At 65.0% G+C, this 22,802-nt stretch carries 23 protein-coding genes; 13 read left to right on the top strand and 10 right to left on the bottom strand.

The annotated features are described in order from the left end of the window. Positions 1 to 26 precede the first annotated feature (26 nt). Positions 27 to 719 carry an NrtR DNA-binding winged helix domain-containing protein gene (locus tag PNI01S_RS16235; RefSeq protein ID WP_024765996.1) on the top strand — a complete coding sequence of 231 codons (693 nt, stop codon included), beginning with the start codon at positions 27 to 29 and terminating at the stop codon, positions 717 to 719. 35 nt (positions 720 to 754) lie between these two features. Here the strand turns inward: PNI01S_RS16235 and PNI01S_RS16230 are convergent, their stop codons facing one another. Continuing rightward, a complete protein-coding gene (locus tag PNI01S_RS16230) occupies positions 755 to 1,648 on the bottom strand; it encodes a LysR family transcriptional regulator (RefSeq protein WP_024765995.1) in 894 nt (297 codons plus the stop codon). Between the two features lie 120 nt (positions 1,649 to 1,768). Between PNI01S_RS16230 and amaB the strand changes: the two genes are divergently transcribed. From amaB to PNI01S_RS16185, 9 genes are all read left to right on the top strand, one after another. Further along, positions 1,769 to 3,259, top strand: a complete 1,491-nt coding sequence (amaB, locus tag PNI01S_RS16225; RefSeq protein WP_024765994.1) for an L-piperidine-6-carboxylate dehydrogenase — start codon at positions 1,769 to 1,771, stop codon at positions 3,257 to 3,259. Between the two features lie 86 nt (positions 3,260 to 3,345). Further along, positions 3,346 to 4,629: an L-pipecolate oxidase gene (gene amaA / locus PNI01S_RS16220; protein WP_024765993.1), complete on the top strand. Its 1,284-nt coding sequence runs from the start codon at positions 3,346 to 3,348 to the stop codon at positions 4,627 to 4,629. A 419-nt stretch (positions 4,630 to 5,048) separates the two neighbouring features. Next, positions 5,049 to 6,185 carry a branched-chain amino acid ABC transporter substrate-binding protein gene (locus PNI01S_RS16215; protein WP_024765992.1) on the top strand — a complete coding sequence of 379 codons (1,137 nt, stop codon included), beginning with the start codon at positions 5,049 to 5,051 and terminating at the stop codon, positions 6,183 to 6,185. Between the two features lie 135 nt (positions 6,186 to 6,320). Next, positions 6,321 to 7,235: an ABC transporter permease subunit gene (locus tag PNI01S_RS16210; RefSeq protein ID WP_024765991.1), complete on the top strand. Its 915-nt coding sequence runs from the start codon at positions 6,321 to 6,323 to the stop codon at positions 7,233 to 7,235. 5 nt (positions 7,236 to 7,240) lie between these two features. Further along, positions 7,241 to 8,542 (top strand): high-affinity branched-chain amino acid ABC transporter permease LivM, encoded by a 1,302-nt coding sequence (gene livM, locus PNI01S_RS16205; RefSeq protein ID WP_084358676.1) that lies wholly within the window; start codon positions 7,241 to 7,243, stop codon positions 8,540 to 8,542. Continuing rightward, positions 8,539 to 9,414 carry an ABC transporter ATP-binding protein gene (locus PNI01S_RS16200; protein ID WP_024765989.1) on the top strand — a complete coding sequence of 292 codons (876 nt, stop codon included), beginning with the start codon at positions 8,539 to 8,541 and terminating at the stop codon, positions 9,412 to 9,414. The genes livM and PNI01S_RS16200 overlap by 4 nt, the downstream gene beginning before the upstream one ends. Continuing rightward, positions 9,411 to 10,127: an ABC transporter ATP-binding protein gene (locus PNI01S_RS16195; RefSeq protein WP_037012012.1), complete on the top strand. Its 717-nt coding sequence runs from the start codon at positions 9,411 to 9,413 to the stop codon at positions 10,125 to 10,127. Before PNI01S_RS16200 ends, PNI01S_RS16195 begins: the two co-directional genes overlap by 4 nt. A gap of 75 nt (positions 10,128 to 10,202) precedes the next feature. After that, positions 10,203 to 11,126, top strand: coding sequence for a bifunctional Delta(1)-pyrroline-2-carboxylate/Delta(1)-piperideine-2-carboxylate reductase (lhpI, locus tag PNI01S_RS16190; protein WP_024765987.1), 924 nt, complete (start codon positions 10,203 to 10,205; stop codon positions 11,124 to 11,126). Between the two features lie 515 nt (positions 11,127 to 11,641). Then, the gene (locus PNI01S_RS16185; RefSeq protein WP_084358608.1) at positions 11,642 to 12,406 is read left to right on the top strand and encodes an SDR family oxidoreductase; all 765 of its coding nucleotides are present in this window, start codon (positions 11,642 to 11,644) and stop codon (positions 12,404 to 12,406) included. A 149-nt stretch (positions 12,407 to 12,555) separates the two neighbouring features. Here PNI01S_RS16185 and PNI01S_RS16180 read toward each other — a convergent pair whose 3' ends face one another. The 5 genes from PNI01S_RS16180 to PNI01S_RS16160 form a co-directional block, all read right to left on the bottom strand. Then, entirely contained in the window at positions 12,556 to 13,128 is a 573-nt protein-coding gene (locus tag PNI01S_RS16180) for a HupE/UreJ family protein (protein ID WP_084358607.1), read from the bottom strand. 26 nt (positions 13,129 to 13,154) lie between these two features. Further along, positions 13,155 to 13,769 carry an urease accessory protein UreG gene (gene ureG / locus PNI01S_RS16175; protein ID WP_037012004.1) on the bottom strand — a complete coding sequence of 205 codons (615 nt, stop codon included), beginning with the start codon at positions 13,767 to 13,769 and terminating at the stop codon, positions 13,155 to 13,157. Between the two features lie 10 nt (positions 13,770 to 13,779). Continuing rightward, a complete protein-coding gene (locus tag PNI01S_RS16170; RefSeq protein ID WP_084358606.1) occupies positions 13,780 to 14,448 on the bottom strand; it encodes an urease accessory protein UreF in 669 nt (222 codons plus the stop codon). Next, positions 14,445 to 14,945: an urease accessory protein UreE gene (ureE, locus tag PNI01S_RS16165; RefSeq protein ID WP_024765983.1), complete on the bottom strand. Its 501-nt coding sequence runs from the start codon at positions 14,943 to 14,945 to the stop codon at positions 14,445 to 14,447. The genes PNI01S_RS16170 and ureE overlap by 4 nt, the downstream gene beginning before the upstream one ends. A 205-nt stretch (positions 14,946 to 15,150) precedes the next feature. Further along, positions 15,151 to 15,786 (bottom strand): TetR family transcriptional regulator, encoded by a 636-nt coding sequence (locus PNI01S_RS16160; protein WP_024765982.1) that lies wholly within the window; start codon positions 15,784 to 15,786, stop codon positions 15,151 to 15,153. Positions 15,787 to 15,935: 149 nt separating this feature from the next. Here PNI01S_RS16160 and PNI01S_RS16155 point away from each other — a divergent pair, with 149 nt between their 5' ends. After that, positions 15,936 to 17,036, top strand: coding sequence for a ferredoxin reductase (locus PNI01S_RS16155; protein ID WP_084358605.1), 1,101 nt, complete (start codon positions 15,936 to 15,938; stop codon positions 17,034 to 17,036). A 20-nt stretch (positions 17,037 to 17,056) separates the two neighbouring features. Beyond that, positions 17,057 to 18,133, top strand: a complete 1,077-nt coding sequence (locus PNI01S_RS16150) for a fatty acid desaturase family protein (protein WP_024765980.1) — start codon at positions 17,057 to 17,059, stop codon at positions 18,131 to 18,133. Positions 18,134 to 18,139: 6 nt separating this feature from the next. On the opposite strand, the gene PNI01S_RS16145 is transcribed toward PNI01S_RS16150, so the two are convergent. After that, positions 18,140 to 18,355 carry a hypothetical protein gene (locus PNI01S_RS16145; RefSeq protein WP_084358604.1) on the bottom strand — a complete coding sequence of 72 codons (216 nt, stop codon included), beginning with the start codon at positions 18,353 to 18,355 and terminating at the stop codon, positions 18,140 to 18,142. Positions 18,356 to 18,899: 544 nt separating this feature from the next. Here PNI01S_RS16145 and PNI01S_RS16140 point away from each other — a divergent pair. Next, positions 18,900 to 20,210 carry an MFS transporter gene (locus tag PNI01S_RS16140; protein WP_024765978.1) on the top strand — a complete coding sequence of 437 codons (1,311 nt, stop codon included), beginning with the start codon at positions 18,900 to 18,902 and terminating at the stop codon, positions 20,208 to 20,210. Positions 20,211 to 20,292: 82 nt separating this feature from the next. On the opposite strand, the gene PNI01S_RS16135 is transcribed toward PNI01S_RS16140, so the two are convergent. From PNI01S_RS16135 to PNI01S_RS16125, 3 genes are all read right to left on the bottom strand, one after another. Continuing rightward, positions 20,293 to 20,724 (bottom strand): phage infection protein, encoded by a 432-nt coding sequence (locus tag PNI01S_RS16135; protein WP_084358603.1) that lies wholly within the window; start codon positions 20,722 to 20,724, stop codon positions 20,293 to 20,295. Between the two features lie 330 nt (positions 20,725 to 21,054). Next, positions 21,055 to 21,660, bottom strand: a complete 606-nt coding sequence (locus PNI01S_RS16130; RefSeq protein WP_084358602.1) for a hypothetical protein — start codon at positions 21,658 to 21,660, stop codon at positions 21,055 to 21,057. 331 nt (positions 21,661 to 21,991) lie between these two features. Beyond that, the gene (locus PNI01S_RS16125; RefSeq protein WP_024766344.1) at positions 21,992 to 22,525 is read right to left on the bottom strand and encodes a ferritin-like domain-containing protein; all 534 of its coding nucleotides are present in this window, start codon (positions 22,523 to 22,525) and stop codon (positions 21,992 to 21,994) included. Positions 22,526 to 22,802: the final 277 nt, after the last annotated feature.

The raw sequence follows: 22,802 nt of genomic DNA, 5'->3' as shown, positions 1-22,802 counted from the left end.
GGCGAAAACCTTTTCAAGGAGCTTCGATGAGTACCGCTGAAGTGCTGGCCACCGTGGATATCGTGGCGCTGCGCCTGAACCCGGAGCGCGGGCTGGAACTGCTGCTAATCCGTCGCGCCCACGGGCCGTTCGAGGGGCAGTGGGCGTTGCCCGGCGTGCTGATCAACGGCCGCTGCGCGGATCACGGCCTGGACGATGCGGCTCTGCGCGCGTTGCGCGAGAAGGCGCGGGTGCAGCCGGCGTACATGGAGCAGGTGGCCACGGTCGGCAACGCAGTGCGCGACCCGCGCGGCTGGTCACTGAGCGTGTTCTATCTCGTGCTGGTGGCGCCGGAGACCGAACTGGCCGCCGACGATCTCGACTTCGTGCCGCTCGACGCCGTGCGCGGCGAGCGCCTGGCCTTGCCCTTCGACCATGCCCATCTGGTGCAGCAGGCCTGTGAGCGGCTGGCCAGCAAGTCGGTGTACAGCGCGTTGCCGCTGCACCTGTTGCCGGAGCGCTTCACCGTGGCGGAGGCGCTGAAGGCCTTCGAGCTTTCCATTGGCGAGGAAATCCAGCATTCCAGCCTGCGCGGGCGGTTGGAGCGGATGAAAGCGGCGGGCTGGGTACAAGACACCGGTGAACGTCACCAGCCACCCATGGGGCGACCGCAGCATGTATTGCGCTTCACGCCGCAGGGGGAGGGGGCGTTCATGTTTGATCGGAGTTTGTTGGTTTAGGGCGGCTCCGGACAGTCCTGAGCCTTGCGGCCCCCTCACCCCTCCATCCGCTCCCCAATCCACTCCACGAACGCCCTGATCTTGGGCACCGCCGCTGCATGTTCGGGGTACGCCAGGTAATACCCGCTGCGACTTTGCAGCCCGTGCTCCCAGGCGATCACCAGCTTGCCCTCGCTCAGTTCCTCTTCCACCAGGAAGCGCGGCAGCAGCGCCACGCCGCAACCGGCCTGGGCGGCGCGGATGCACATGTAGAACGTGTCGAAGCGCGGCCCGTGGTAGCTGTGCTCGCTGTGCTGGCCGAGGCTGAGGAACCACTCGTGCCAGGCCTCCTGGCGCGTGGCGTTCTGCAGCAGGACAAGGTCGGCCAATTGCGTCGGCTCGCTCAGCGGCTGTGCCGGCAGGATCGTTGGTGAGCACACCGGCACCATCTCTTCGCCGAACAGCGCCATGCACTCCGCGCCGGGCAGGGTGCCGGCGCCGAAGAAGAAGGCGATGTCGCAGCGCGATTGCAGCAGGTCCCCGGGCTCCAGCTCCTGGCGCAGGTCGAGGTGGATGTTCGGGTGGCGATGACGCCAACCGTTCAGCCGCGGGATCAGCCAGCGTGCGCCGAAGGTCGGTGGTGTGGCCACGCGCAGTACTTCAGTCTCGCCGCCATAGGAGAGCAGGTAGTGGGTGGACATCTCCACCTGGGTGAGGATCTTGCGCACTTCCACCAGGTACAGGTCTCCCGCCGGGGTTAATTGCAGGCGGCGTCGCACGCGACGGAACAGCAGGTGCTGGAGCATCTCTTCCAGCTGAGCCACCTGCTTGCTGACCGCGCTCTGGGTCAGGTTCAGCTCTTCGGAAGCACGGGTGAAACTCAGGTGCCGAGCCACCGCTTCGAAGCATTGCAGGGCGGTCATGGACGGCAGATGGCGTTTGCTCAGCATGGCGGGCAGTTCATGAATTTACGGAATGATGTGCATAGGAAACGTCGTTTGTTGTGCCTCGGCAAGCCGTTTATTACTGCTGGCATTCCGTCAGGTCATCTGAAAAGAACTGGAGTCCGCATGATTTCCGCACTGCTCGAATCCCTCGGCGTCGACGCCCGCCTGGTTACCGGTGGCGATCAGGTCATCCACTCTCCCATCGACGGCAGCCGCCTGGGCGCGGTGCGCCTGCAAAGCGCCGCCGAGGTGGAGCAGAAGATCGGCCGCGCCGCCCATGCTTTCGACGCCTGGCGCAAGGTGCCGGCGCCTCGTCGCGGCGAACTGGTGCGGCTGTTCGGCGAGGAGTTGCGGGCAAGCAAGGCCGCCTTGGGCGAACTGGTGTCCTGGGAGGCCGGCAAGATCACCCAGGAAGGCCTGGGCGAAGTGCAGGAAATGATCGACATCTGCGACTTCGCCGTCGGCCTGTCGCGCCAGCTCTACGGCCTGACCATCGCCTCCGAGCGCCCTGGCCACCACATGCGCGAAACCTGGCATCCGCTGGGCGTGGTCGGGGTCATCAGCGCCTTCAACTTCCCGGTCGCCGTGTGGTCGTGGAATACCGCGCTGGCGCTGGTGTGCGGCAACTCGGTGGTGTGGAAGCCGTCGGAGAAAACCCCGCTCACCGCGTTGGCCTGCCAGGCGCTGTTCGAGCGCGCGCTGAAGAAGTTCGGTGATGCGCCGGAGTATCTGAGCCAGGTGGTGATCGGCGATCGCAGCGCCGGTGAAGCCCTGGTGGACGACGTGCGCGTCGCTCTGATCAGCGCCACCGGCAGTACCCGCATGGGTAGCGAAGTCGGCCCGCGCGTAGCGGCTCGCTTCGGCCGCAGCATTCTCGAACTGGGCGGCAACAACGCGATGATCCTGGCGCCCAGCGCCGACCTCGACATGGCCGTGCGCGCCGTGCTGTTCAGCGCCGTCGGCACGGCCGGGCAGCGCTGCACCACGCTGCGTCGGCTGATCGCCCACGAGTCGGTGAAGGACGAATTCGTCAGCCGCCTGAAGACGGCCTACTCCAAGGTGCGCATCGGCCATCCGCTGGAAGGCAACCTGGTCGGCCCGCTGATCGACGAGCGCAGCTTCCTGGCCATGCAGGGCGCGCTGGAGCAGGCCCGCGGCGAAGGCGGCGTGGTGTTCGGCGGCGAGCGCCAACTGGCCGATAAATTCCCCAACGCCTATTACGTGGCGCCGGCCATCGTCGAAATGCCCGAGCAGAGCGATGTGGTGCGCAGCGAGACCTTCGCGCCGATCCTCTACGTGGTGCCCTACAAGGACTTCAACGATGCAGTGGCGCTGAACAACGGCGTGCCCCAGGGGCTGTCGTCCTGCATCTTCACCACCGACCTGCGCGAGGCGGAAGCCTTCATCTCGGCGGTGGGCAGCGACTGCGGCATCGCCAACGTCAACATCGGCCCCAGCGGCGCGGAGATCGGCGGCGCCTTCGGTGGCGAGAAGGAAACCGGCGGCGGCCGCGAGTCCGGCTCCGACGCCTGGAAGGGCTATATGCGCCGGCAGACCAACACCGTGAACTACTCGCGGGAACTGCCGTTGGCCCAGGGCATAGTCTTCGATTGATGACCAACGCGCCGGCCCCGTCAGAGGGCCGGCGCTGCACCACGCTTCGCCTGCCATTCACAAGATTCACCGATAAGGATCGCTGGATGTCGCTTCGCCAAGAATGTCTGTGGGAATACCTGACCCCCGACCGCCCGGAAGCTCCGGAGCTGCGCGGGGATCGCAAGGTCGACGTGTGTGTCATCGGCGCGGGCTTCACCGGCCTCTCCGCGGCGCTGCATCTGCTGGAGCGCGACCAGACGGTCTGTGTGCTGGAAGCCCACACCACCGGGCATGGCGGCTCGGGGCGCAACGTCGGGCTGGTCAACGCCGGCCTGTGGATTCCCCCGGACGAAATCGAAGCGGGCATGGGGGCGGAGGTCGGCCAGCGAGTCAACCGCATGCTCGGCAACGCGCCCTCGCTGGTGTTCTCTTTGATCGACAAGTACGGCATCGATTGCCAGGCGCGCCGCGAAGGCACCCTGCATATGGCGCACAACGCCCGTGGCCTGGCCGACCTGCGTAGCCGCTGCGAGCAGTGGGGGCGCCGTGGCGCTCCGGTGGAACTGCTCACCGGCAGCGAATGCGAACAGGCCTGCGGCACCGACAAGATCGCCGGCGCGCTGCTCGATCGCCGCGCCGGTACGCTCAACCCCATGGCCTACGTCAGCGGCCTCGCCCGTGCGGTCGTTGGGCTGGGCGGTGAGCTGTACCACCATTCCCCGGTGGTTGGCCTGGTGCGCGTCGGTAACGCGTGGAACGTGATCACTGCCGGGGGCGTGGTCACCGCCGAGCAGGTGGTGATCGCCTCCAGCGCCTACACCGAAGGTGAGTGGACAGAACTGCGCCGCACCTTCTTCCCCGGTTACTACTACCAGGTTGCCTCGCGTCCGCTGGAGGGCGCGGAAGCCGCGCGCATCCTGCCGGGCGGGCAGGGCTCCTGGGATACCCGCCAGGTACTGAGCAGCATCCGCCGCGATGCCGATGGCCGCCTGTTGCTCGGCAGCCTCGGCAAGGGCACCGGCAAACCGGCGTGGTTCCTGAAGAGCTGGGCGGATCGCATCCAGCAGCATTACTTCCCCAGGCTGGGCAAGGTGGACTGGGAGTTCACCTGGACCGGCTGCATCGACTTCACCCCCGACCACCTCATGCGCCTGTTCGAGCCGGCGCCGGGGCTGGTCGCCATGAGCGGCTACAACGGCCGCGGTGTCACCACCGGCACGGTGGTGGGCAAGGCCTTCGCCGACTTCCTGCTGGACGGGGATGCCAGCGCCTTGCCGATGCCGCTGCGGCCGATGGAGGAAATCTCCGCCGTGGGCCTGCGCAGCTGTCTGTACGAGGCCGGCTTCTCCCTTTACCACGCCGGGCAATGCCTGCGGGTGGTGATCTGAGCCTGCCGCGAAGGCGGCGCAAGCCGCCTCCGGGGTTGCCCGCCAACGCTCGCTGCACTTTGGTCTAGCCTCTTATGGTGCGTTACCCCGACGGGTCTGCACCGCGGATGTGCAGTTCGGTGACAGCGATGGTTACGGTTGGGGTTGCGCCTGTGGTGGCTGGAAAAAGACAGCTCACGGGAAGGCTGGTTGCACCCTTTCGGCTTCCGGGTTGCACCTTATGCTTTCAATGGGTTGCACGTGTCTAGGGCTTGATATCTGCCAGCTCGAGCTGTTTTCGCTGTAGGACTTGGTTAATAACAAAAACGAATGGCACGCCGCTTGCTGTTGATTGATCGCTAAGTCGCTGAATCGCACACGAGAAATCGCCAACAAGAAATACAACGCGCCATTACAAAAACCCTCAGGAGCAAAACTCCATGTCGCAGAAGATTTACAGAAAAGGTTTTCTGGCTCTGGCGGTCACCACCGCGCTGGGCATGTCTTCCGTAGTACAGGCCGATGTCGTTATCGGGGTCGCAGGACCGCACACCGGGGCCAACGCCTCGTTCGGGGAGCAGTACTGGCGTGGGGCTAGCCAGGCCGCGGAAGACATCAACGCCGCCGGCGGTATCAATGGCGAGAAGATCAAGCTGGTGAAGGCGGACGACGCCTGCGAGCCGAAACAGGCCGTGGCCGTGGCCAACCGCCTGGTGGACCAGGACAAGGCAGTCGCCGTGGTCGGCCACTTCTGCTCCTCCTCCACCATCCCCGCCTCGGAGGTCTACGACGAGGCCGGCATCATCGCCATCACCCCTGGTTCCACCAACCCGCAGGTCACCGAGCGCGGTCTTTCCGGCATGTTCCGCATGTGCGGCCGTGACGACCAGCAGGGCGTGGTCGCCGGCGACTACATCGTTGACGTGCTCAAGGCCAAGAAAGTCGCGGTGATCCACGACAAGGACACCTACGGCCAGGGCCTGGCGGACGCTACCCGTGCCCAGCTGAACAAGCGCGGCGTGAAGGAAGTGCTTTATGAAGGCCTGACCCGCGGCGAGAAGGACTTCAACGCCCTGGTCACCAAGATCCGCGCCTCGGGCGCAGAGGTCGTCTATTTCGGCGGCCTGCACCCGGAAGCCGGCCCGCTGGTTCGTCAGATGCGCGAGCAGGGCCTGACTGCCAAGTTCATGTCCGACGACGGTATCGTCACCGACGAACTGGTCACCACCGCTGGCGGCCCGCAATACGTCAAGGGTGTGCTGATGACCTTCGGCGCCGACCCGCGCCTGATTCCGGACGGCAAGGCCGTGGTGGAGAAATTCCGCGCCAACGGCTTCGAGCCCGAAGGCTACACCCTCTATGCCTACTCTTCGGTACAGGCCCTGGCCGCCGCCTTCAATGGCGCGGGCAAGACCGACCCGGCCAAGGCCAGCGCCTGGCTGAAGGCTAATCCGGTGCAGACCGTGATGGGCAAGAAGGAGTGGGACAAGAAAGGCGACCTGAAAGTCTCCGACTACGTGGTCTACGAGTGGGACGACAAGGGCAAGTACCACCAGCTCGACGCGTTCAAGAAGTAACCGCCTGACCCGGCCGGCGCCGCTACCCGCGGCGCCGGCTTCCCCGCAGGTCGGCGGTACGCGCGCAGCTGGTCACGAGCCGGTGATTGCGCGAGCCGTCAGCCTTTCCTGCCCTGCTTGCGCGAGTACCCAATCGTGGACGGTATCTTCCTTCAGCAAATGATCAACGGGCTGACCCTGGGGTCGGTCTACGGGCTGATCGCCATCGGCTACACGATGGTTTACGGCATCATCGGCATGATCAACTTCGCCCACGGCGAGGTCTACATGATCTCCGCCTATCTCTCGGCAGTGGCCCTGGCCCTGCTGGCCTTCTTCGGCCTGCAGTCGTTCCCGCTGCTGATCCTGGGCACCCTGGTCTTCACCATCTTCGTCACCGGCGTGTACGGCTGGGTGATCGAGCGCATCGCCTACAAGCCGCTGCGCAACTCCACGCGCCTGGCGCCGCTGATCTCCGCCATCGGCATGTCGCTGATCCTGCAGAACTACGTGCAGCTGGCCCAGGGCCCGCGCCAGCAAGGCGTGCCGACCCTGCTCGACGGCGCCTTCAAGTTCCATATCGGCGAAGGCTTCGTGCAGCTGACCTACACCAAGGTGTTCATCCTCATCGCCGCCTTCGTCGGCATGGGCGTGCTGACTTACGTGATCCAGTACACCAAGCTCGGGCGCATGTGCCGCGCCACCCAGCAGGACCGCAAGATGGCCTCGATCCTGGGGATCAACACCGACCGGGTGATCTCCTACGTGTTCATCATCGGCGCCGCCATGGCCGCGCTGGCCGGCGTGCTGATCACCATGAACTACGGCACCTTCGACTTCTACGCCGGCTTCATCATCGGCATCAAGGCGTTCACCGCCGCGGTGCTCGGCGGCATCGGCTCGCTGCCCGGCGCCATGCTTGGCGGCCTGATCCTGGGCGTGGCCGAGGCGCAGTTCTCCGGCATGGTGAACACCGACTTCAAGGATGTGTTCGCCTTCGGCCTGCTGGTGACCATCCTGATCTTCCGACCGCAAGGGCTCCTGGGTCGTCCCCAGGTATCGAAGGTGTAAGCATGATGTCCGCAACCCAGACCTCAGCCGCGCCGAAGCCGGCGCGCATCGATATCAGGAAGAGCCTTGTCGACACCGTTCTCGCCGGGCTGATCGCCCTGATCGTGTTCGGCCCCATCGTCGGCATCGTGCTCGATGGCTACAGCTTCAAGGTCGAACCGGTTCGCCTGGCCTGGATGATCGGCGCGGTGATGCTCGGTCGCCTGCTGCTCAGCCTGTTCCTGCAGACGCCCGCCGGCCTGCGCATCATGGACCGCTTCGAGAGCTCCGACTCGGGCATCAGCGTACTGCCGCCGGGCTACAAGACGCGCCTGCGCTGGATAGTCCCGATCGTCATCGTGGCCGCGGTGATCTTCCCGTTCTTCGCCAGCAAGTACCTGCTCACGGTGATCATCCTCGGGTTGATCTACGTGTTGCTGGGCCTGGGCCTGAACATCGTGGTCGGCCTCGCCGGCCTGCTCGACCTCGGCTACGTGGCCTTCTACGCCATCGGCGCCTACGGCCTGGCGCTGGGCTACCAGTACCTGGGCCTGGGCTTCTGGACGGTGCTGCCGCTGGCTGCCATCGTTGCCGCGCTGGCGGGGGCGCTGCTGGGCTTTCCGGTACTGCGAATGCACGGTGACTACCTGGCCATCGTGACCCTGGGCTTCGGCGAGATCATTCGCCTGATCCTCAACAACTGGCTGTCGTTCACTGGTGGCCCGAACGGCATGCCGGTGCCGGCACCGACCTTCTTCGGCCTCGAATTCGGCCGCCGGGCGAAGGACGGCGGCACGCCGATCCACGAGTTCCTCGGCATCGATTACAACCAGAACTTCAAGTTCCTGTTCATCTACATCGTGCTGTTCCTGGTCGTCATGCTGGTGCTCTACATCAAGCACCGGCTGACTCGCATGCCGGTGGGCCGTGCCTGGGAAGCGCTGCGCGAGGACGAGATCGCCTGCCGCGCCATGGGCCTGAACCACGTGCTGGTGAAGCTCTCGGCGTTCATGCTGGGCGCCTCCACCGCAGGGTTGGCGGGCGTGTTCTTCGCCAGCTACCAGGGCTTCGTCAACCCGTCGTCCTTCACCTTCTTCGAGTCGGCGCTGATCCTCGCCATCGTGGTGCTGGGCGGCATGGGGTCGACGGTGGGCGTGGTGATCGCCGCCTTCGTCCTCACCGTCGTGCCAGAACTGCTGCGCAGCTTCGCTGACTACCGCGTGCTGCTGTTCGGCATCCTTATGGTGCTGATGATGATCTGGCGCCCGCGCGGGCTGATACGCATCAGCCGCTCGGGCTTCGCCGTACGCAAGGGGGTGGCGCCATGAGCGGCGACAAGATCCTCAGCGTCGAGCACCTGATGATGCACTTCGGCGGCATCAAGGCGCTCAACGACGTCAACCTCGACGTGGAGCGCGGCTCCATCACCGCGCTGATCGGCCCCAACGGCGCCGGCAAGACCACGGTGTTCAACTGTCTCACCGGCTTCTACAAGGCCACCGGCGGCAACATCCTGCTCAACACCCAGGGCGGCACCACCGACGTCATCAAGGTGCTCGGCCAGCCGTTCCAGGGCGGCGACTTCGTCAACCCGGCGCAGTTCGGCAACCGCCTCTACTACAAGATGTTCGGCGGCACCCACCTGGTGAACCGCGCGGGGCTCGCGCGGACCTTCCAGAACATCCGGCTGTTCCGCGAGATGTCGGTGGTGGAGAACCTGCTGGTGGCCCAGCACATGTTCGTCAATCGCAACCTCATCGCCGGTGTGCTCAATACCCCCGGCTACCGCCGCGCGGAAAGCGAAGCGCTGGATCACGCCTTCTACTGGCTGGAAGTGGTGGACCTGGTGGACTGCGCCAACCGCCTGGCCGGCGAGATGTCCTACGGGCAGCAGCGTCGCCTGGAGATTGCCCGCGCCATGTGCACCCGGCCCGAGTTGATCTGCCTGGACGAACCGGCCGCCGGCCTCAACCCGGCCGAAACCCAGGCCCTGGCGCGCATCGTGCGCTACCTGCGCGACCACCACGGCATCACCGTGCTGCTGATCGAGCACGACATGGGCATGGTGATGAACATCTCCGACCATATCATCGTGCTCGACCACGGCGTGGTCATCGCCCGTGGCGGCCCGGAGGAGATTCGCCACAACGACAAGGTCATTGCCGCCTATCTCGGCGCAGACGAAGAGGAGCTGGCATGACGGCGCCGATGTTGGAATTCCGTGAGGTGGATGTGTTCTACGGGCCGATCCAGGCGCTGAAGAAAGTCTCGCTGACCGTCAACGAAGGGGAGACCGTGGCGCTGATCGGCGCCAACGGCGCGGGCAAGTCGACGCTCCTGATGTCGATCTTCGGCCAGCCGCGCGCGGCGGGCGGCGCGATCCTCTACAAGGGCCAGGACATCCGCCAGAAGTCCGCGCACTACGTGGCCTCCAACGGCATCGCGCAGTCGCCGGAAGGGCGCCGGGTGTTCCCCGACATGACCGTGGAGGAGAACCTGCTGATGGGCACCATCCCCATCGGCATGGACCACGCCCAGGACGACATGCAGCGCATGTTCGACCTCTTCCCGCGCCTGAAGGAGCGGCGCAACCAGCGCGCCATGACCATGTCCGGCGGCGAGCAGCAGATGCTCGCCATCGCCCGCGCGCTGATGAGCCGGCCCAAGCTGCTGTTGCTCGACGAACCGTCCCTGGGCCTGGCGCCCATCGTGGTCAAGCAGATCTTCCAGACCTTGCGCGAACTGGCGCAGAGCGGGATGACACTGTTCCTCGTGGAGCAGAACGCCAACCACGCGCTGAAGCTGTCCGACCGCGGCTACGTGATGGTCAACGGCGAGATCCGCCTGAGCGGCACAGGGGCGGAACTGCTGGGCAACCAGGAGGTTCGCAACGCGTATCTGGGCGGGCACTGACGCCTTCGCCTTTCGTAGGAGCGGACGGAGTCCGCTCCTACGATTCCTTCACCGCTTTCCCGAAGAGGGGTTTCCATGCAAGACCTCCGCTTCCTCACCAACGCCGACGTTGCCGAACGACTGAGTTATCCCCAGTTGATCGAAGCCCTGCGCATCGGCCTCGCCGGAGCCTGCGAAGCCCCGGTGCGCGGCTGTCATGAACTGCCCGGCAACGCCTCGTTGCTGACCATGCCGGTGTGGCGGCCGGGGCAGGACATCGGCGTGAAGCTGGTCACCGTATTCCCCGATAACGGCGCGAAGAACCTGCCGGCGGTGGCCGCCTTGTTCTGCCTGTTCGACGGACAGACCGGCCATCCGCTGGCGATGCTCGAAGCTTCGGAAATGACCGCCCGGCGCACCGCCTGCACCTCCGCGTTGGCCGCCGATTACCTGGTACGCCGCGACGCACGGCGGCTGCTGATCGTCGGCAGCGGCACCCTGGCGCCGCATATGGTCCGCGCCCACTGCTCGGTGCGCGAGTACGAGGACATCGCCCTCTGGGGGCGCCAGGAAGACAAGGTGCAAGCGCTGGTGAAGCAGTTGCAGGACGAAGGCTATCCCGTCCACGCCAGTGCCGATCTGCGCGGTGGCGTGGCAGCGGCGGACTGCATCAGTTGCGTCACCACTTCCCGCGAGCCCATCGTCCACGGCGCCTGGCTGCGCTCGGGTTGCCACCTCGATCTGGTCGGAGCCTTCCTGCCGTCCATGCGCGAGACCGACAGCGAAGCCGTGCGCCGTGCGCGCATCGTCGTCGACACCCGCGAAGGTTCACTGGCAGAGGCGGGCGATCTGCTGATTCCCCTGGGCGAAGGCGTGATCGACGAGCGCGCTATCGACTGTCAGTTGGCCGACCTCCTGAACGGTCGCGGCGCGCGCAAGGACGATAGCGAGATCACCCTGTTCAAGTCCGTGGGTTATGCACTGGAAGACCTGGTCGCGGCGCGCCTGCTCCTGCAGTGAAGTTGTCCCGAAATTCTGTGGGCGGCGCTGTGGATAACATCTGGGAGAACCTTGCGAGCCCGCGTGACAACGGGCGCCGGCAGTACCGCTCGTTTTCTGTTCGATTGCCCTGCAACCCCTGTATGGATGGACAGTTACCACTTCGTGGAAAAGTTCCGCAGTTCCGATAGTTGTCCCCGTCAGCCGTTGAAAGACTTGTGGATAACCTTGGGAAGAACGGCTCCAGCGCAGAGGCGACGCGGCCTGTGCTGAAGCGCTTGAAAATCGTCCAGGGGGAATGCGCTCTTCCGCTTGCCCACAGAAACCGTGGAGCAGCCTGTGGACAAGATGGGCGCAACTCTCGGCAGGCCCACAGCCATGGGCCTTTCACGCGGCTGTTCGGGTTTTATCCAGCACCGCTGTAACGCAACGCGGCGAGTTCGGGCTGTTATGCTCGGCCGACCGACAAGAACGCGCACCGCACGACTCCCCGGCATGCATCGGCGACGGCAGTGCCCTGCAAGAGGATATCTGTGATGACCACTCCCACTCTGTTCATTACCGGCGCCACCTCCGGCTTCGGCGAAGCCTGTGCCCGGCGTTTCGCCCGTGACGGCTGGTCGCTGGTGATCACCGGTCGCCGCGAGGAGCGCCTCAATGCGCTGGCCCAGGAGCTTTCCGCCGAGACCGAGGTGCTGCCGCTGGTGCTCGACGTGCGTGATCGCGCGGCCATGACCGCAGCGGTGGACCGCCTGCCGGAGAGGTTCGCCAAGCTGCGTGGCCTGATCAACAACGCCGGCCTCGCCCTGGGGGCCGACCCGGCGCAGGAGTGCGAGCTGGACGACTGGGACACCATGGTCGACACCAACATCAAGGGCCTGATGTACGCCACCCGCCTGCTGCTGCCGCGTCTGATCGCCCATGGTCCGGGCGCGAGCATCCTCAATCTGGGCTCGGTTGCTGGTCACTGGCCCTATCCGGGCGGCCACGTGTATGGCGCGACCAAAGCCTTCGTCGAGCAGTTCTCGCTGAACCTGCGTTGCGACCTGCAGGGCACCGGCGTGCGTGTCACCAACCTCGAGCCGGGCATGTGCGAGAGCGAGTTCTCCCTGGTGCGCTTCGGCGGTGATCAGGCGAAGTACGACAAGACCTATGCCGGCGCCGAGCCGATCCAGTCCGCAGACATCGCCGAGACCATCCACTGGATCCTGAACCAGCCGCCGCACATCAACATCAACACCCTGGAAATCATGCCGGTGAGCCAGGCCTGGGCGGGCTTCTCGGTGCATCGCAAGGGGTGATTTTTGTGCGGGGGGTTACCCTCACCCCAGCCCTCCCCCAGAGGGGCCGTTCGTCCCGGCTGATGGCGTGGTTTCGATCTGCTCCAGACCGTCCCTCTCCCTCCGGGAGAGGGCTGGGGTGAGGTGCTGTTGACCCTACAGATAAGGCGTCAGCCTGCGAGCAACCAGGCACCTGCACCCGCCGAAGCCAGCCCGGCGAAGCGCACCAGCGGCGCCGCCGCCTGAGGCAACACGCGAACCAGACCGTAACCTGCCCCATGCAGCGCAGCCGTTGCGGCAACGAAACCGCCGGCGTACAGCCACGGACTGCTCAGGTCCGGCAGTTCCAGCCCGTGTGCCACGCCGTGGGCGAGAGCGAACAGCGCAGTGACGCCCATCGCCACCGCCAGCGGCGGACGCACCGCCAGCGCCACGCACAGGCCCAGCGCCAATACCGAAGCGGAGATGCCGGTCTCCATGAACGGAATCCCCAGCCCCTCGAAGCCCAGCAGCCCGCCGATCAGCATGGTGCCGACGAAGGTGCAGGGCAGCGCCAGGCGTGCGGCGCCCTGTTGCTGGGCGGCCCAGAGGCCGACGGCGAGCATCGCCAGCAGGTGGTCGAGGCCGGTGATGGGGTGGGCGATGCCGGCGATCAGGCCGTGGTCGCCGTGGCCCGGATGAGCGAAGGCCACTGCCGGGGTGAGGAACAGCGCCAGGCTGTAGAGGGCTTTACGCAGGGTCATGGTCATTCCTTGGTCTGTGGGGCTGTTCAGGCTGCAGTCAGCAGTCCCTGGCGCTCGATGAAGGTGATGATCTCGGCCAGGCCCTGGCCGGTCTTCTGGTTGCTGAAGACGAAGGGCTTGTCGCCGCGCATGCGCGAGGCGTCCTGGTCCATCACTTCCAGCGAGGCGCCCACCAGCGGGGCGAGGTCGATCTTGTTGATCACCAGCAGGTCGGACTTGCAGATGCCCGGTCCGCCCTTGCGCGGGATCTTGTCGCCGGCAGAGACGTCGATCACGTAAAGGGTCAGGTCCGACAGCTCAGGGCTGAAGGTAGCCGAGAGGTTGTCGCCGCCGGACTCCACCAGGATCAGGTCGAGGCCGGGGAAGCGGCGGTTGAGCTGGTCCACCGCCTCCAGGTTGATCGAGGCATCCTCGCGGATTGCCGTGTGGGGGCAGCCGCCGGTTTCCACGCCGATGATCCGCTCCGGCTCCAGCGCCTCGTTGCGTACCAGGAACTGTGCGTCTTCCTGGGTATAGATGTCATTGGTGACCACGGCGATGTTGTAGCGCTGGCGCAAGGCGCGGCACAGCGCCAGGGTCAGGGCGGTCTTGCCGGAGCCCACCGGGCCGCCGATGCCGACGCGAAGAGGTTGAGAGTTCATGGCAGTTCTCCTAGGAGCGGAACAGACGGCTGTATTGGGTTTCGTGAGTCATGCAGGCCAGCGCGAGACCGAAGGGCGCGCCGCCATGGGGATCGTTTTCCAGCGCGGCCTGGCAGGCGACGTCGAGCTCGGGTAGCAATTGCGACGTGAGCTTCTGCGCGGCCAATTGGCCCAGCGGCAGGGTTTTCATCAGTACCGCCAGCTGGTTCTCCAGCCAGCTCCACAGCCAGGCGCCGAGGGCCTGTTCCGGGGAAAGTTCCCAGGCGCGGGCGGCCAGCGCCCAGGCGGCGGCGAAGGAGGGAGCGGCCTGCTCGGCGAGGCACTGGCGAGCGGGCGCGTCCAGCTCGGGCAGGGCTTCGAGCAACTGGCCGAGGGAGAAGCCCATCTGCCGGTTCTCCAGACCCAGCTCGCGCGTTTCGCGGCTGGCGCGGTGGCGCTCTGCGGCGTCGCGCAGGGCGTCCCAATCACCGGCTTGGGCGGCACGCAGCAGCTCGGCCAGCAGCGGGCCTTCGAAGCGCGCGAGGTTCAGGTGCAGTTGATCGGTCAGCCAGGTGCGTGCGCTGTCGGCATCCTTGACCTGGTCCTGGTCGATGGCGCTTTCCAGCCCTTGCGAGTAGCAGTAGCCGCCGATGGGCAACTGCGGGCTGGCCAGGCGCAGCAGTGCCCAGAGGGGGGTCACCGGCGCACTCCGAACTGATGCAGCTTCGGCGCGTAGTTGAATTCTTCTTCGCCCTGATGCGAATGATGATGCCCGCCGCCGTAGGCACCGTGTTCCGGCTGGAAGGGCGCTTCGATGGCCTCCACCGTGGCGCCGAGCTGGTCGAGCATGGCCTTGAGTACGTAGTCGTCGAGCAGGCGTAGCCAACCTTCACCGACCTGCAGGGCAACGTGGCGATTGCCCAGGTGATAAGCCGCGCGGTTCAGCTCGCGGGCGTTGGCGCAGGTGACGTGGAGCAGCTTCTCCGGCGCGGCGCAGACGCGCACCACGCGTCCGTCGTTGGCCAGCAGGAATTCGCCATCGGCCAGCGGCGACTGGCCGCGTTCGAGGAACAGCCCGACGTCTTCACCCCCGGTGCTGAAGCAGCGCAGGCGGCTTTTGCTGCGCGCCTCATAGTTCAGGCGCAGTTCGGCGTCCCAGTGTTCGCGGGGTTCGATTCGTTGGTGGATGACCAGCATGGCAGTGTCCGGCAGTAGCAATGGCAGTGCTACAGCAAGGGGCTTGCCAGTGCAGGCGGCGGTCAGTGCTGGCGCGGCCTGGCGGGGTTGTCCGAGCGATCAGGAATGGTGCGCGTGGGCAAGGATGGTGCGCACGAAAACGGTGCGCACCATGTCGGGGCAATGGGCTCTTTGTAGGAGCGAGGGGGCGCCTACAGGATTTTCGTTAGGGCCGCGAACCGATCCCGGTCCAGTGCTTGGCGCCGATCATGATGAAGCGCAACTGCTGGGTGATCTTCGCCTGGGGCGAGAGGTGCGTCGGCAGGCTCTCCGCCGGCGGGTCGATCAGTTCGGGCAGGGTGGCGAACACCGTCTTGACGACCAGATCGGCGATCACGTCGATGTCCTGGCCGCCCAGGTGCGGCAGCTTGTTGAGTAGCGCCAGGTCAGCGGCCAGGTCGTCGGTGATGCGCTGGCGCAGGGCACCTACGGCCTGGCGGATCGGGTGCGAGCCGCCGTACTGCTCGCGGGCGAGGAAGAGGAACTGGGTGCGGTTGGCGGTGACGGCATCGAGGAAGATGCGCACCGATGCCTCGATCACGCCGCCCAGCTCGAACTCGTTGCGGCGCACCACGCGCAGGGTTTCGCGGAAGGTTTCGTCGACGTCCGCCACCAGCGCAAGGCCGAGTTGGTCCATGTCGGTGAAGTGCCGGTAGAAGCCCGCCGGGACGATGCCCGCCGTCTTCGCCACTTCGCGCAGGCTCAGGGTGCCGAAGCCGCGGCCGCTGTCCATCAGGCTCCGCGCGGCATCCATCAGGGCCAGGCGGGTCTGTTGTTTCTGTTCGGCGCGGGGAGTGGACATACGGCGATCCATGACAAAGGCGCAGGCACTCTAGCAAAAGCCGCTCGGCGTTTGGGAAGTTCCTGATGGCAATAGTGAACAGGTGTTGACTGAAAACTCCTACCCATGAGATTTTAAGTGAACACCTGTTTACTGTTCGGTCACGCCCAATGTCGCTGCTGCCCTTTTCCACTCTGAGCCTGATCCAGCCGCTGCTCGCTCCGCTGTGTTCGCTGGTGCGCAACCAGTGGCTGCGCGAGGCGGATGTCGATGCGTGGCTGCGGGTGCTCAATCGCGGCTGGTCATTGCAACGCGTGTATGCACGGGTCGAGGCGCGGCAATGGGTGGCGGATGATATGCTGGAGCTGCGCCTGCGCCCCAACGCCCATTGGCGCGGTGCGCGCCCCGGGCAGCACCTGCAGTTGTTCGTCGAGCACGACGGCGTGCGCCACAGCCGCAGCTATAGCCTGACGCGCATCGCCGATGACGGCTGCCTGGAGATTGCCGTGAAGCGGCAGCCGGGCGGGCGGGTGTCTTCCCTGCTGGTGCAGCAGCTGTGCGTGGGCGATGTGCTGGAGCTGGGCCGACCGGACGGCGACCTGAGCTGGCCGCTCGATGACCAGGGCGTGCTGCTGCTGGCTGCCGGGAGCGGGCTGACGCCGCTGCTCGGTTTGCTGCGCGAGGCCTTGGCGCGCGGCTACAACGGGCCGGTGACGCTGCTGCATTACGTCCGCGAGCGCGGGCAGAAAGCCTTCGTGGCTGGCCTGGACGCCTTGGCGCGGCAGTATCCGAACCTGGAGTTGCGCTGGTCGCTGAGCGGCGATACGGCGCTGGCAGGCGAATTGTCCGGGCGCTTTCAGCCGGAGCACGTCTGCGGCCTGGACGGGCGCCACGTGCTGGCCTGCGGCCCCGGTGGTTTCGTCGAGAGCGTGCGCCTGGCGTTAGGTGCCAGCAGCCGCAGCCTGCAGGTGGAAAGCTTCAGCCCGCCGAGCTGGGATGAGCGCGCGCCGGCGCAGTCCGTAAGCCTGCGCTTTGCCCGTAGCGCGCTGGAGGTGGCGGGTGACAGCCGCCGCAGCCTGCTGGAACAGGCCGAAGCCAACGGTCTGCGCCCGGTACACGGTTGCCGCCAGGGCGTTTGCACGAGTTGCACCTGCACCCTGGTCAGCGGCTGCGTGCGCGATCTGCGTAGCGGCGAGCTGTTCAGCGAACCGGGTCAGCCCATCCGCATCTGTGTCAGCGCGCCCCAGGGCGACCTGACTGTCGATCTCTGAATATTCCGGAAGCCATCGCCATGCGTGAAGACCGCGATCTGACCGCCGCCGAGCTGGCGGCCTTCGGTGCCGAACTGGACGCCCTGCGCCAGCGCACCCTGCACGACCTGGGGGCAAAAGACGCCCGCTACATCCGCCGCATTCGCGCGGCGGTGCGCTTCTGCTGCTGGAGCGGCCGCGCGCTGCTGATGGCCGGCTGGTTCCCGCCGACCTGGCTGCTGGGCACTTTGCTGCTCGGGCTGGGCAAGATCCTGGAGAACATGGAGCTGGGCCATAACGTCATGCATGGCCAGTACGACTGGATGAACGACCCGGAGCTTTCCGGGCAGCGCTACGAGTGGGACATCGTCGGTCCTTCGGACTTCTGGCGGCACACGCACAACCATGTGCACCACACCTACACCAACGTGCTGGGCATGGATGACGACGTGGGCTACGGCGTGGTGCGGCTGTTCCCGGAGCAGAAGTGGAAGCCGTTCTACCGCTGGCAGCCGCTGTGGGTGACGCTCCAGGCGCTGCTGTTCCAGTACGCCGTGGCGGTTCAGCACCTGCGCCTGGACAAGTACGTGAAGGGGCGGATGGGGAAGGAAGAACTGCGCCCGCTGCTGCGCCAGTTCAACGCCAAGGTCGGGCGCCAGTGGGTCAAGGACTACATCGTGTTCCCGCTGCTCGGCCTGATCACCGGCGCCTTCGGCGCGGTGCTGCTGGGCAACGTCATCGCCAACCTGATGCGCAACCTGTGGACCTTCACGGTGATCTTCTGCGGCCACTTCACCGAGAAGGCCGCGGTGTTCCCGCCCGAGGTACTGCAGGACGAGACGCGCGGCCACTGGTATCTGCGCCAGCTGCGCGGGTCGAGCAACCTGGAAGGCGGGCCGATCTTCCACATCATGACCGGCAACCTCAGCCACCAGATCGAGCACCACCTCTATCCGGACCTGCCCGCGCGGCGTTATGCGGCACTATCGCGGGAGGTTCGAGAGATCGCTGCGCGCTACGGCCAGACCTACAACAGCGGCCGCTTGTCGGCGCAGTTCGCCACGGTGCTCAAGCGCATCTGGGTCCATCGTCGACCCACCGTTCCGGCCCGCGCCTGATCCGGATCAGGCGCGGCGGGAATGCGGCGAGGCGACTTCTTCACGCAGGGCGCGCAACTCGGCGGCGTCCTGATTGAGATGGTGGATGGCCTTGAGCAGTCTCTGCCGGAGCAGGTCGTCCTGGACCTGTTCGGCCGCCCGCATGACCTCCAGGGCCGTGGCCTCGTTGTTGCTGGCGACGGCGTCGAGGGTCTTTCGCAGGCTGCGGGTTGCGTGGTTCACGTTGGTGTTCTCCTGAAAACTGCACGCACCCTACGACCTGATTATTTCCAATAAATTTCAACAAGTTGCTTTCTGATCGGCGGTCATGATGTCGCAGCGGTGGCGCATCGATTCAGAAAGCATGCACAGCGCCGGCAGGGGCACCAGGTTGAACAGCAGGCGGCCGATCCCCCGCCGTAATGAATGGCACCCAAGTCCTCCAGCGGCCGGTCGGATAAGCGTGTGTGCAGGCGGTAGACAACGCCGCGGGCGAGGCCGAAGGCGAAGAGCCATATCAGCAGGATGGCGGGGCATTAGAGCAGGAAAGACTTGAGATCCCGGAGCAGCGTGGCGATTCTCCAGGTACATGCTGCTTAGGATCGATCCTGCGACGGTATGGTTTCATGCAACTGAAGGCACGAGGTCTGATAGCCGGCGGGGTGTTGCAGCACCATAATGCGCGGCTTCGTAAAACCTGTGATCTTTGTCGCGCCAGCACTGTCCGATATCGGGACGGTTTTTTCGTCGCCGCACTCTTTCATCCCATTTGCCTGCCGGACTCGCCATGTTCAGCCCGCTCGTCACCTTTCCCGCGCTCTACACAGCCACGCTGCTGATGCTCGCCGGCTCCGGCCTGTTCACCACCTATATGGGCCTGCGCCTGACCCAGGAGGGTGTCAGCGACCTGTGGGTCGGCGGCCTGATGGCGGCCTACTATTTCGGCCTGGTCTGCGGCGGCAAGTTCGGCCACAAGCTGATCGCAGGCTTCGGTCACATCCGTTCCTACGTGGCCTGCGCGGGCATGGCGACGGTGATCGTGCTGATCCACGCGCTGGTCTCGCAGCTGGAGGTGTGGATCGTGCTGCGCTTCGTGATGGGCGCCGTGATGATGAACCAGTACATGGTGATCGAGAGCTGGCTCAACGAGCAGGCTGAAGGACATCAGCGCGGCAAGGTGTTCGCCGGCTACATGGTGGCGGTGGACGCTGGCCTGGTGGTCGGCCAGGGCCTGCTGGCGCTGAGCCCGGCGCTGGATTACAAGCCGCTGCTGCTGGTCGCGATCTGCTTCTCCTCGTGCCTGATCCCGCTGGCGCTGACCCGCCGCGTCCACCCGGCCAAGCTGGTGGCGGCGCCGCTGGAGATCGGTTTCTTCTGGAAGCGCGTGCCGCAATCGCTGGGCACCATCTTCGTCGCCGGTCTGATGGTCGGCGCCTTCTACGGCCTGGCGCCGGTGTATGCGGCGCGCAACGGTCTGGACACCTCGCAGGCGAGCCTCTTCGTCGGCATGTGCATCGTCGCCGGCTTCTGTGCGCAGTGGCCGCTGGGCTGGTTGTCCGATAGGGTCAACCGCAGCTGGCTGATCCGCGCCAACGCCTTGCTGCTGTGCCTGGCGGCGGTGCCGATGTGGGGCCTGATCGAACTACCCTACGCGCTGCTGCTGGCCAATGGTTTCGTCACCGGCATGTTGCTGTTCACCCTCTATCCGCTGGCGGTGGCATTGGGCAACGACCATGTCGAACAGTCTCGCCGGGTGGCACTCTCGGCCATGCTGCTGACCACCTACGGCGTCGGCGCCTGTATCGGCCCGCTGTTCGCCGGCGCGATGATGCGCCACTTCGGCCCGGGCATGTTCTACATGCTGGTGTCGGCCTATGCGCTGATCCTGATCTTCTGGGTGCAACCCAAGCGCGTCACCGGTGTGCACCGTGTCGATGAGGCGCCATTGCATCACGTGGCCATGCCCGACACCGTCAGCCCGATGGCTGCAGCGCTGGACCCGCGCGTTGAGGAAGTGCCGGAGGAGCTGGTGGTGGAGGCACCGGCCAGTATCGGCCGCTCCGATGGCGAGCCGGATGGCGCCGAGAACAAGAGTTGACCGCGCTAGACAAACCGCAGAAATGAGAAAGCCCGGCAGATGCCGGGCTTTTCTTTCGCCTGTTCGGCGTATTTCGCGCCGATCAGGAAACACGCTTCAGGTGGGCATCGAATACGGTGTCACCACCGGACTCGGCGACCATGTTGCTGTGCAGCTTGTCGATGGTGTGCTCGGAGCCGTTCTCGGCAACGCGGACGTCTTCCATTTGCTTGTGCAGGCGGTCGATGGTGCGTTCGGAACCGTTGTCGGCGACGCGGGCATCGTCCATTTGCTTGTGCAGACGGTCGATGGTGCGTTCAGAGCCGTTGTCGGCGACGCGGGCACCGTCCATCTGCTTGTGCAGGCGGTCGATGGTGCGTTCGGAGCCATTATCCGCAACGCGGGGCTGGGCGCTCTGCTGCTGGAGTTGGTGCGTGCTGCGCGGGCCATTGTTGAGGATGGCCGGGGCGGCGAAGACGGCGCTGGCGGTCATCAGGGAGGTGAGTGCAAGGCTGAGGGCGATCTTGGTTTTCATGTTGGGTGGCTCCGAAAGGGGGCGGTTTGTTTTGGCTACGGGGTTATTTTCCCTTCGGATAAATCGATTTAAAAACGATGCTGGGTGATACAGAGCATCAGTGATGTCGATTATTTAGCCGGCTAATTTCAACTATCGCCGCCAATGATGGAACGACGAAAACCGCTCTAGGGCGGTGTCTTAAGGCGTTTCAAAGGAGATTTCAGGCAAGACGCCGTTACAAATCACGGGTGGCCTGGTATCGATGGCGTGCCGTTGCGGCTCTGGGGCGATAAGAAAGCCCGGCGGGGCCGGGCTTTTCTCTCACCTTGCGGTGTACTGCCTGGAGACTTATGCCTTCAGATGGGCGTTGAAGACGGTGTCGCCACCCGACTCGGCAACCATGTTGCTGTGCAACTGGTCGACGGTGTGCTCGGAGCCGTTCTCGGCCACGTTCATTTCGCTGTGCAGACGCTCGATGGTTTTGCTCGAACCGTTTTCAGCGACGCCCAGTTGCTTGTGCAGGCGATCGACGGTCTGGCTGGAGCCGTTCTCGGCGACGTTCATTTGCTGGTGCAGGCGGTCAACCGACTGGCTCGAACCGTTTTCTGCAACGCTCATCTCGCTGTGCAGACGGTCGATGGTTTTGCTCGAACCGTTTTCAGCGACGCCCAGTTGCTTGTGCAAGCGGTCGACGGTCTGGCTGGAGCCGTTCTCGGCGACGTTCATTTTCTGGATCAGGCGATCGACCGACTGGCTGGAGCCGTTTTCGGCGATACGTGCCTTGGCGGCGTCCAGTTGTTTCTGTTGTTGATCCAGGGTGCGCTCTGCGCCGTCCTGGACCAGAACCTGAGTCTGGCTGGCGTTGATGACCGGGGATTCCTGCTGGGAGCCGGCGAAAGCGGCATTGGCAGCAAGTACGGAGAGGGCAAAGCCAAGTACGAGGGTGCGTTTCATGATGCGGCTCCAGAAAGAGTGGGGGAGTTCGTTGGACACGGACTCAGTATCTGTTCTGGATTATCGATTGGAAAACGATGCTGGAAGATAGTCGCTATCGATGCCGATGATTGTTGGATAAATTGTTTAAAATCATAGAGTTGATTTTGAAAATTGACTTCTATCAATGCCTTCGATTGGCGGTATTGGTGGGATTGTTAGTATCTGATTAATCGATATATTGAGGAAAAAATCTGTGGGCAAGGCTCTGGAATGGGGCTTTGCGCTCAGCGGGACGGGCGCGCCCACGATGCCCGGCCGGAGCCGGGTATCGATGACAGCGGTGGGGGGGTTATTTCAGGTCCTGGAGCAGGTCCGCCATGTCGTCGGCGTGTTCTTCTTCCTGGGCGAGGATCTCCTCGAACAGGCGGCGCGTGGTCGGGTCGTCATCGCCCAGGTAGACCACGATCTCGCGGTAGCTGTCGACGGCGATGCGCTCGGCGACCAGGTTCTCGGTGATCATCTCGCGCAGATTCTTGCCGGCCACATACTCGGCGTGGGAGCGCTCGGTCAGGCCGGCCGGGTTGAAGTCCGGTTCGCCGCCCAGTTGCATGATGCGCTCTGCCAGCAGGTCGGCATGTTGCAGTTCCTGGGTGGCATGCTCGAGGAATTCCGCCGCGGCGACGCTCGCCTTCAGGCCCGTGGCCATGAAGTAGTGGCGTTTGTAGCGCAGGTAGCAGACCAGCTCGGTGGCCAGCGACTCGTTGAGCAGACGCAGCACGGTCTTGCGATCGGCATGGTAGCCCTCGGTCACCGCGCCGTCCTCGATGTTCTGGCGCGCCCGCTGGCGCAGGGTCTGGACGTCGGTCAGTTGTGCCTGGTTCATCAGTCATCTCCTTGTGGCAAACCGGCGCTGCGGTGGCGCACGGCTCAAATCGGGTCACAAGGGTGTGAGTCGCCGGAGGCGGCGAAAGTTTAAGTTTTCTCGCCATGGCGTCTGCATCGGACTTTCTGCGTGCAAATCGGTGGATACAACGCACCGCTATGCTGGTCCAAGTGAACAGGCCAAGGGAGAATGCCGGCCCGGCATGCTCAGGCGGCCGATGATTACCGGCAGCGGCGTGGGGACGTCGCTGCTTCCACCGACGCGGCCAGCAGGGAGT

It is taken from the genome of Pseudomonas nitroreducens NBRC 12694, assembly GCF_002091755.1.
GTDB classification, from domain to species: domain Bacteria; phylum Pseudomonadota; class Gammaproteobacteria; order Pseudomonadales; family Pseudomonadaceae; genus Pseudomonas; species Pseudomonas nitroreducens.
Note: the sequence above shows the minus strand (reverse complement) of the source record. Positions and strands in the feature narration are given on the sequence as shown.

Bases quoted from the DNA above. Each gene is read 5' to 3' on its own strand.
- PNI01S_RS16235 (WP_024765996.1), top strand. From the start codon at position 27: ATGAGTACCGCTGAAGTGCTGGCCACCGTGGATATCGTGGCGCTGCGC.
- PNI01S_RS16230 (WP_024765995.1), bottom strand. From the start codon at position 1,648: ATGCTGAGCAAACGCCATCTGCCGTCCATGACCGCCCTGCAATGCTTC.
- amaB (WP_024765994.1), top strand. From the start codon at position 1,769: ATGATTTCCGCACTGCTCGAATCCCTCGGCGTCGACGCCCGCCTGGTT.
- amaA (WP_024765993.1), top strand. From the start codon at position 3,346: ATGTCGCTTCGCCAAGAATGTCTGTGGGAATACCTGACCCCCGACCGC.
- PNI01S_RS16215 (WP_024765992.1), top strand. From the start codon at position 5,049: ATGTCGCAGAAGATTTACAGAAAAGGTTTTCTGGCTCTGGCGGTCACC.
- livM (WP_084358676.1), top strand. From the start codon at position 7,241: ATGTCCGCAACCCAGACCTCAGCCGCGCCGAAGCCGGCGCGCATCGAT.
- PNI01S_RS16200 (WP_024765989.1), top strand. From the start codon at position 8,539: ATGAGCGGCGACAAGATCCTCAGCGTCGAGCACCTGATGATGCACTTC.
- PNI01S_RS16195 (WP_037012012.1), top strand. From the start codon at position 9,411: ATGACGGCGCCGATGTTGGAATTCCGTGAGGTGGATGTGTTCTACGGG.
- lhpI (WP_024765987.1), top strand. From the start codon at position 10,203: ATGCAAGACCTCCGCTTCCTCACCAACGCCGACGTTGCCGAACGACTG.
- PNI01S_RS16185 (WP_084358608.1), top strand. From the start codon at position 11,642: ATGACCACTCCCACTCTGTTCATTACCGGCGCCACCTCCGGCTTCGGC.
- PNI01S_RS16180 (WP_084358607.1), bottom strand. From the start codon at position 13,128: ATGACCCTGCGTAAAGCCCTCTACAGCCTGGCGCTGTTCCTCACCCCG.
- ureG (WP_037012004.1), bottom strand. From the start codon at position 13,769: ATGAACTCTCAACCTCTTCGCGTCGGCATCGGCGGCCCGGTGGGCTCC.
- ureE (WP_024765983.1), bottom strand. From the start codon at position 14,945: ATGCTGGTCATCCACCAACGAATCGAACCCCGCGAACACTGGGACGCC.
- PNI01S_RS16160 (WP_024765982.1), bottom strand. From the start codon at position 15,786: ATGTCCACTCCCCGCGCCGAACAGAAACAACAGACCCGCCTGGCCCTG.
- PNI01S_RS16155 (WP_084358605.1), top strand. From the start codon at position 15,936: ATGTCGCTGCTGCCCTTTTCCACTCTGAGCCTGATCCAGCCGCTGCTC.
- PNI01S_RS16150 (WP_024765980.1), top strand. From the start codon at position 17,057: ATGCGTGAAGACCGCGATCTGACCGCCGCCGAGCTGGCGGCCTTCGGT.
- PNI01S_RS16140 (WP_024765978.1), top strand. From the start codon at position 18,900: ATGTTCAGCCCGCTCGTCACCTTTCCCGCGCTCTACACAGCCACGCTG.
- PNI01S_RS16135 (WP_084358603.1), bottom strand. From the start codon at position 20,724: ATGAAAACCAAGATCGCCCTCAGCCTTGCACTCACCTCCCTGATGACC.
- PNI01S_RS16130 (WP_084358602.1), bottom strand. From the start codon at position 21,660: ATGAAACGCACCCTCGTACTTGGCTTTGCCCTCTCCGTACTTGCTGCC.
- PNI01S_RS16125 (WP_024766344.1), bottom strand. From the start codon at position 22,525: ATGAACCAGGCACAACTGACCGACGTCCAGACCCTGCGCCAGCGGGCG.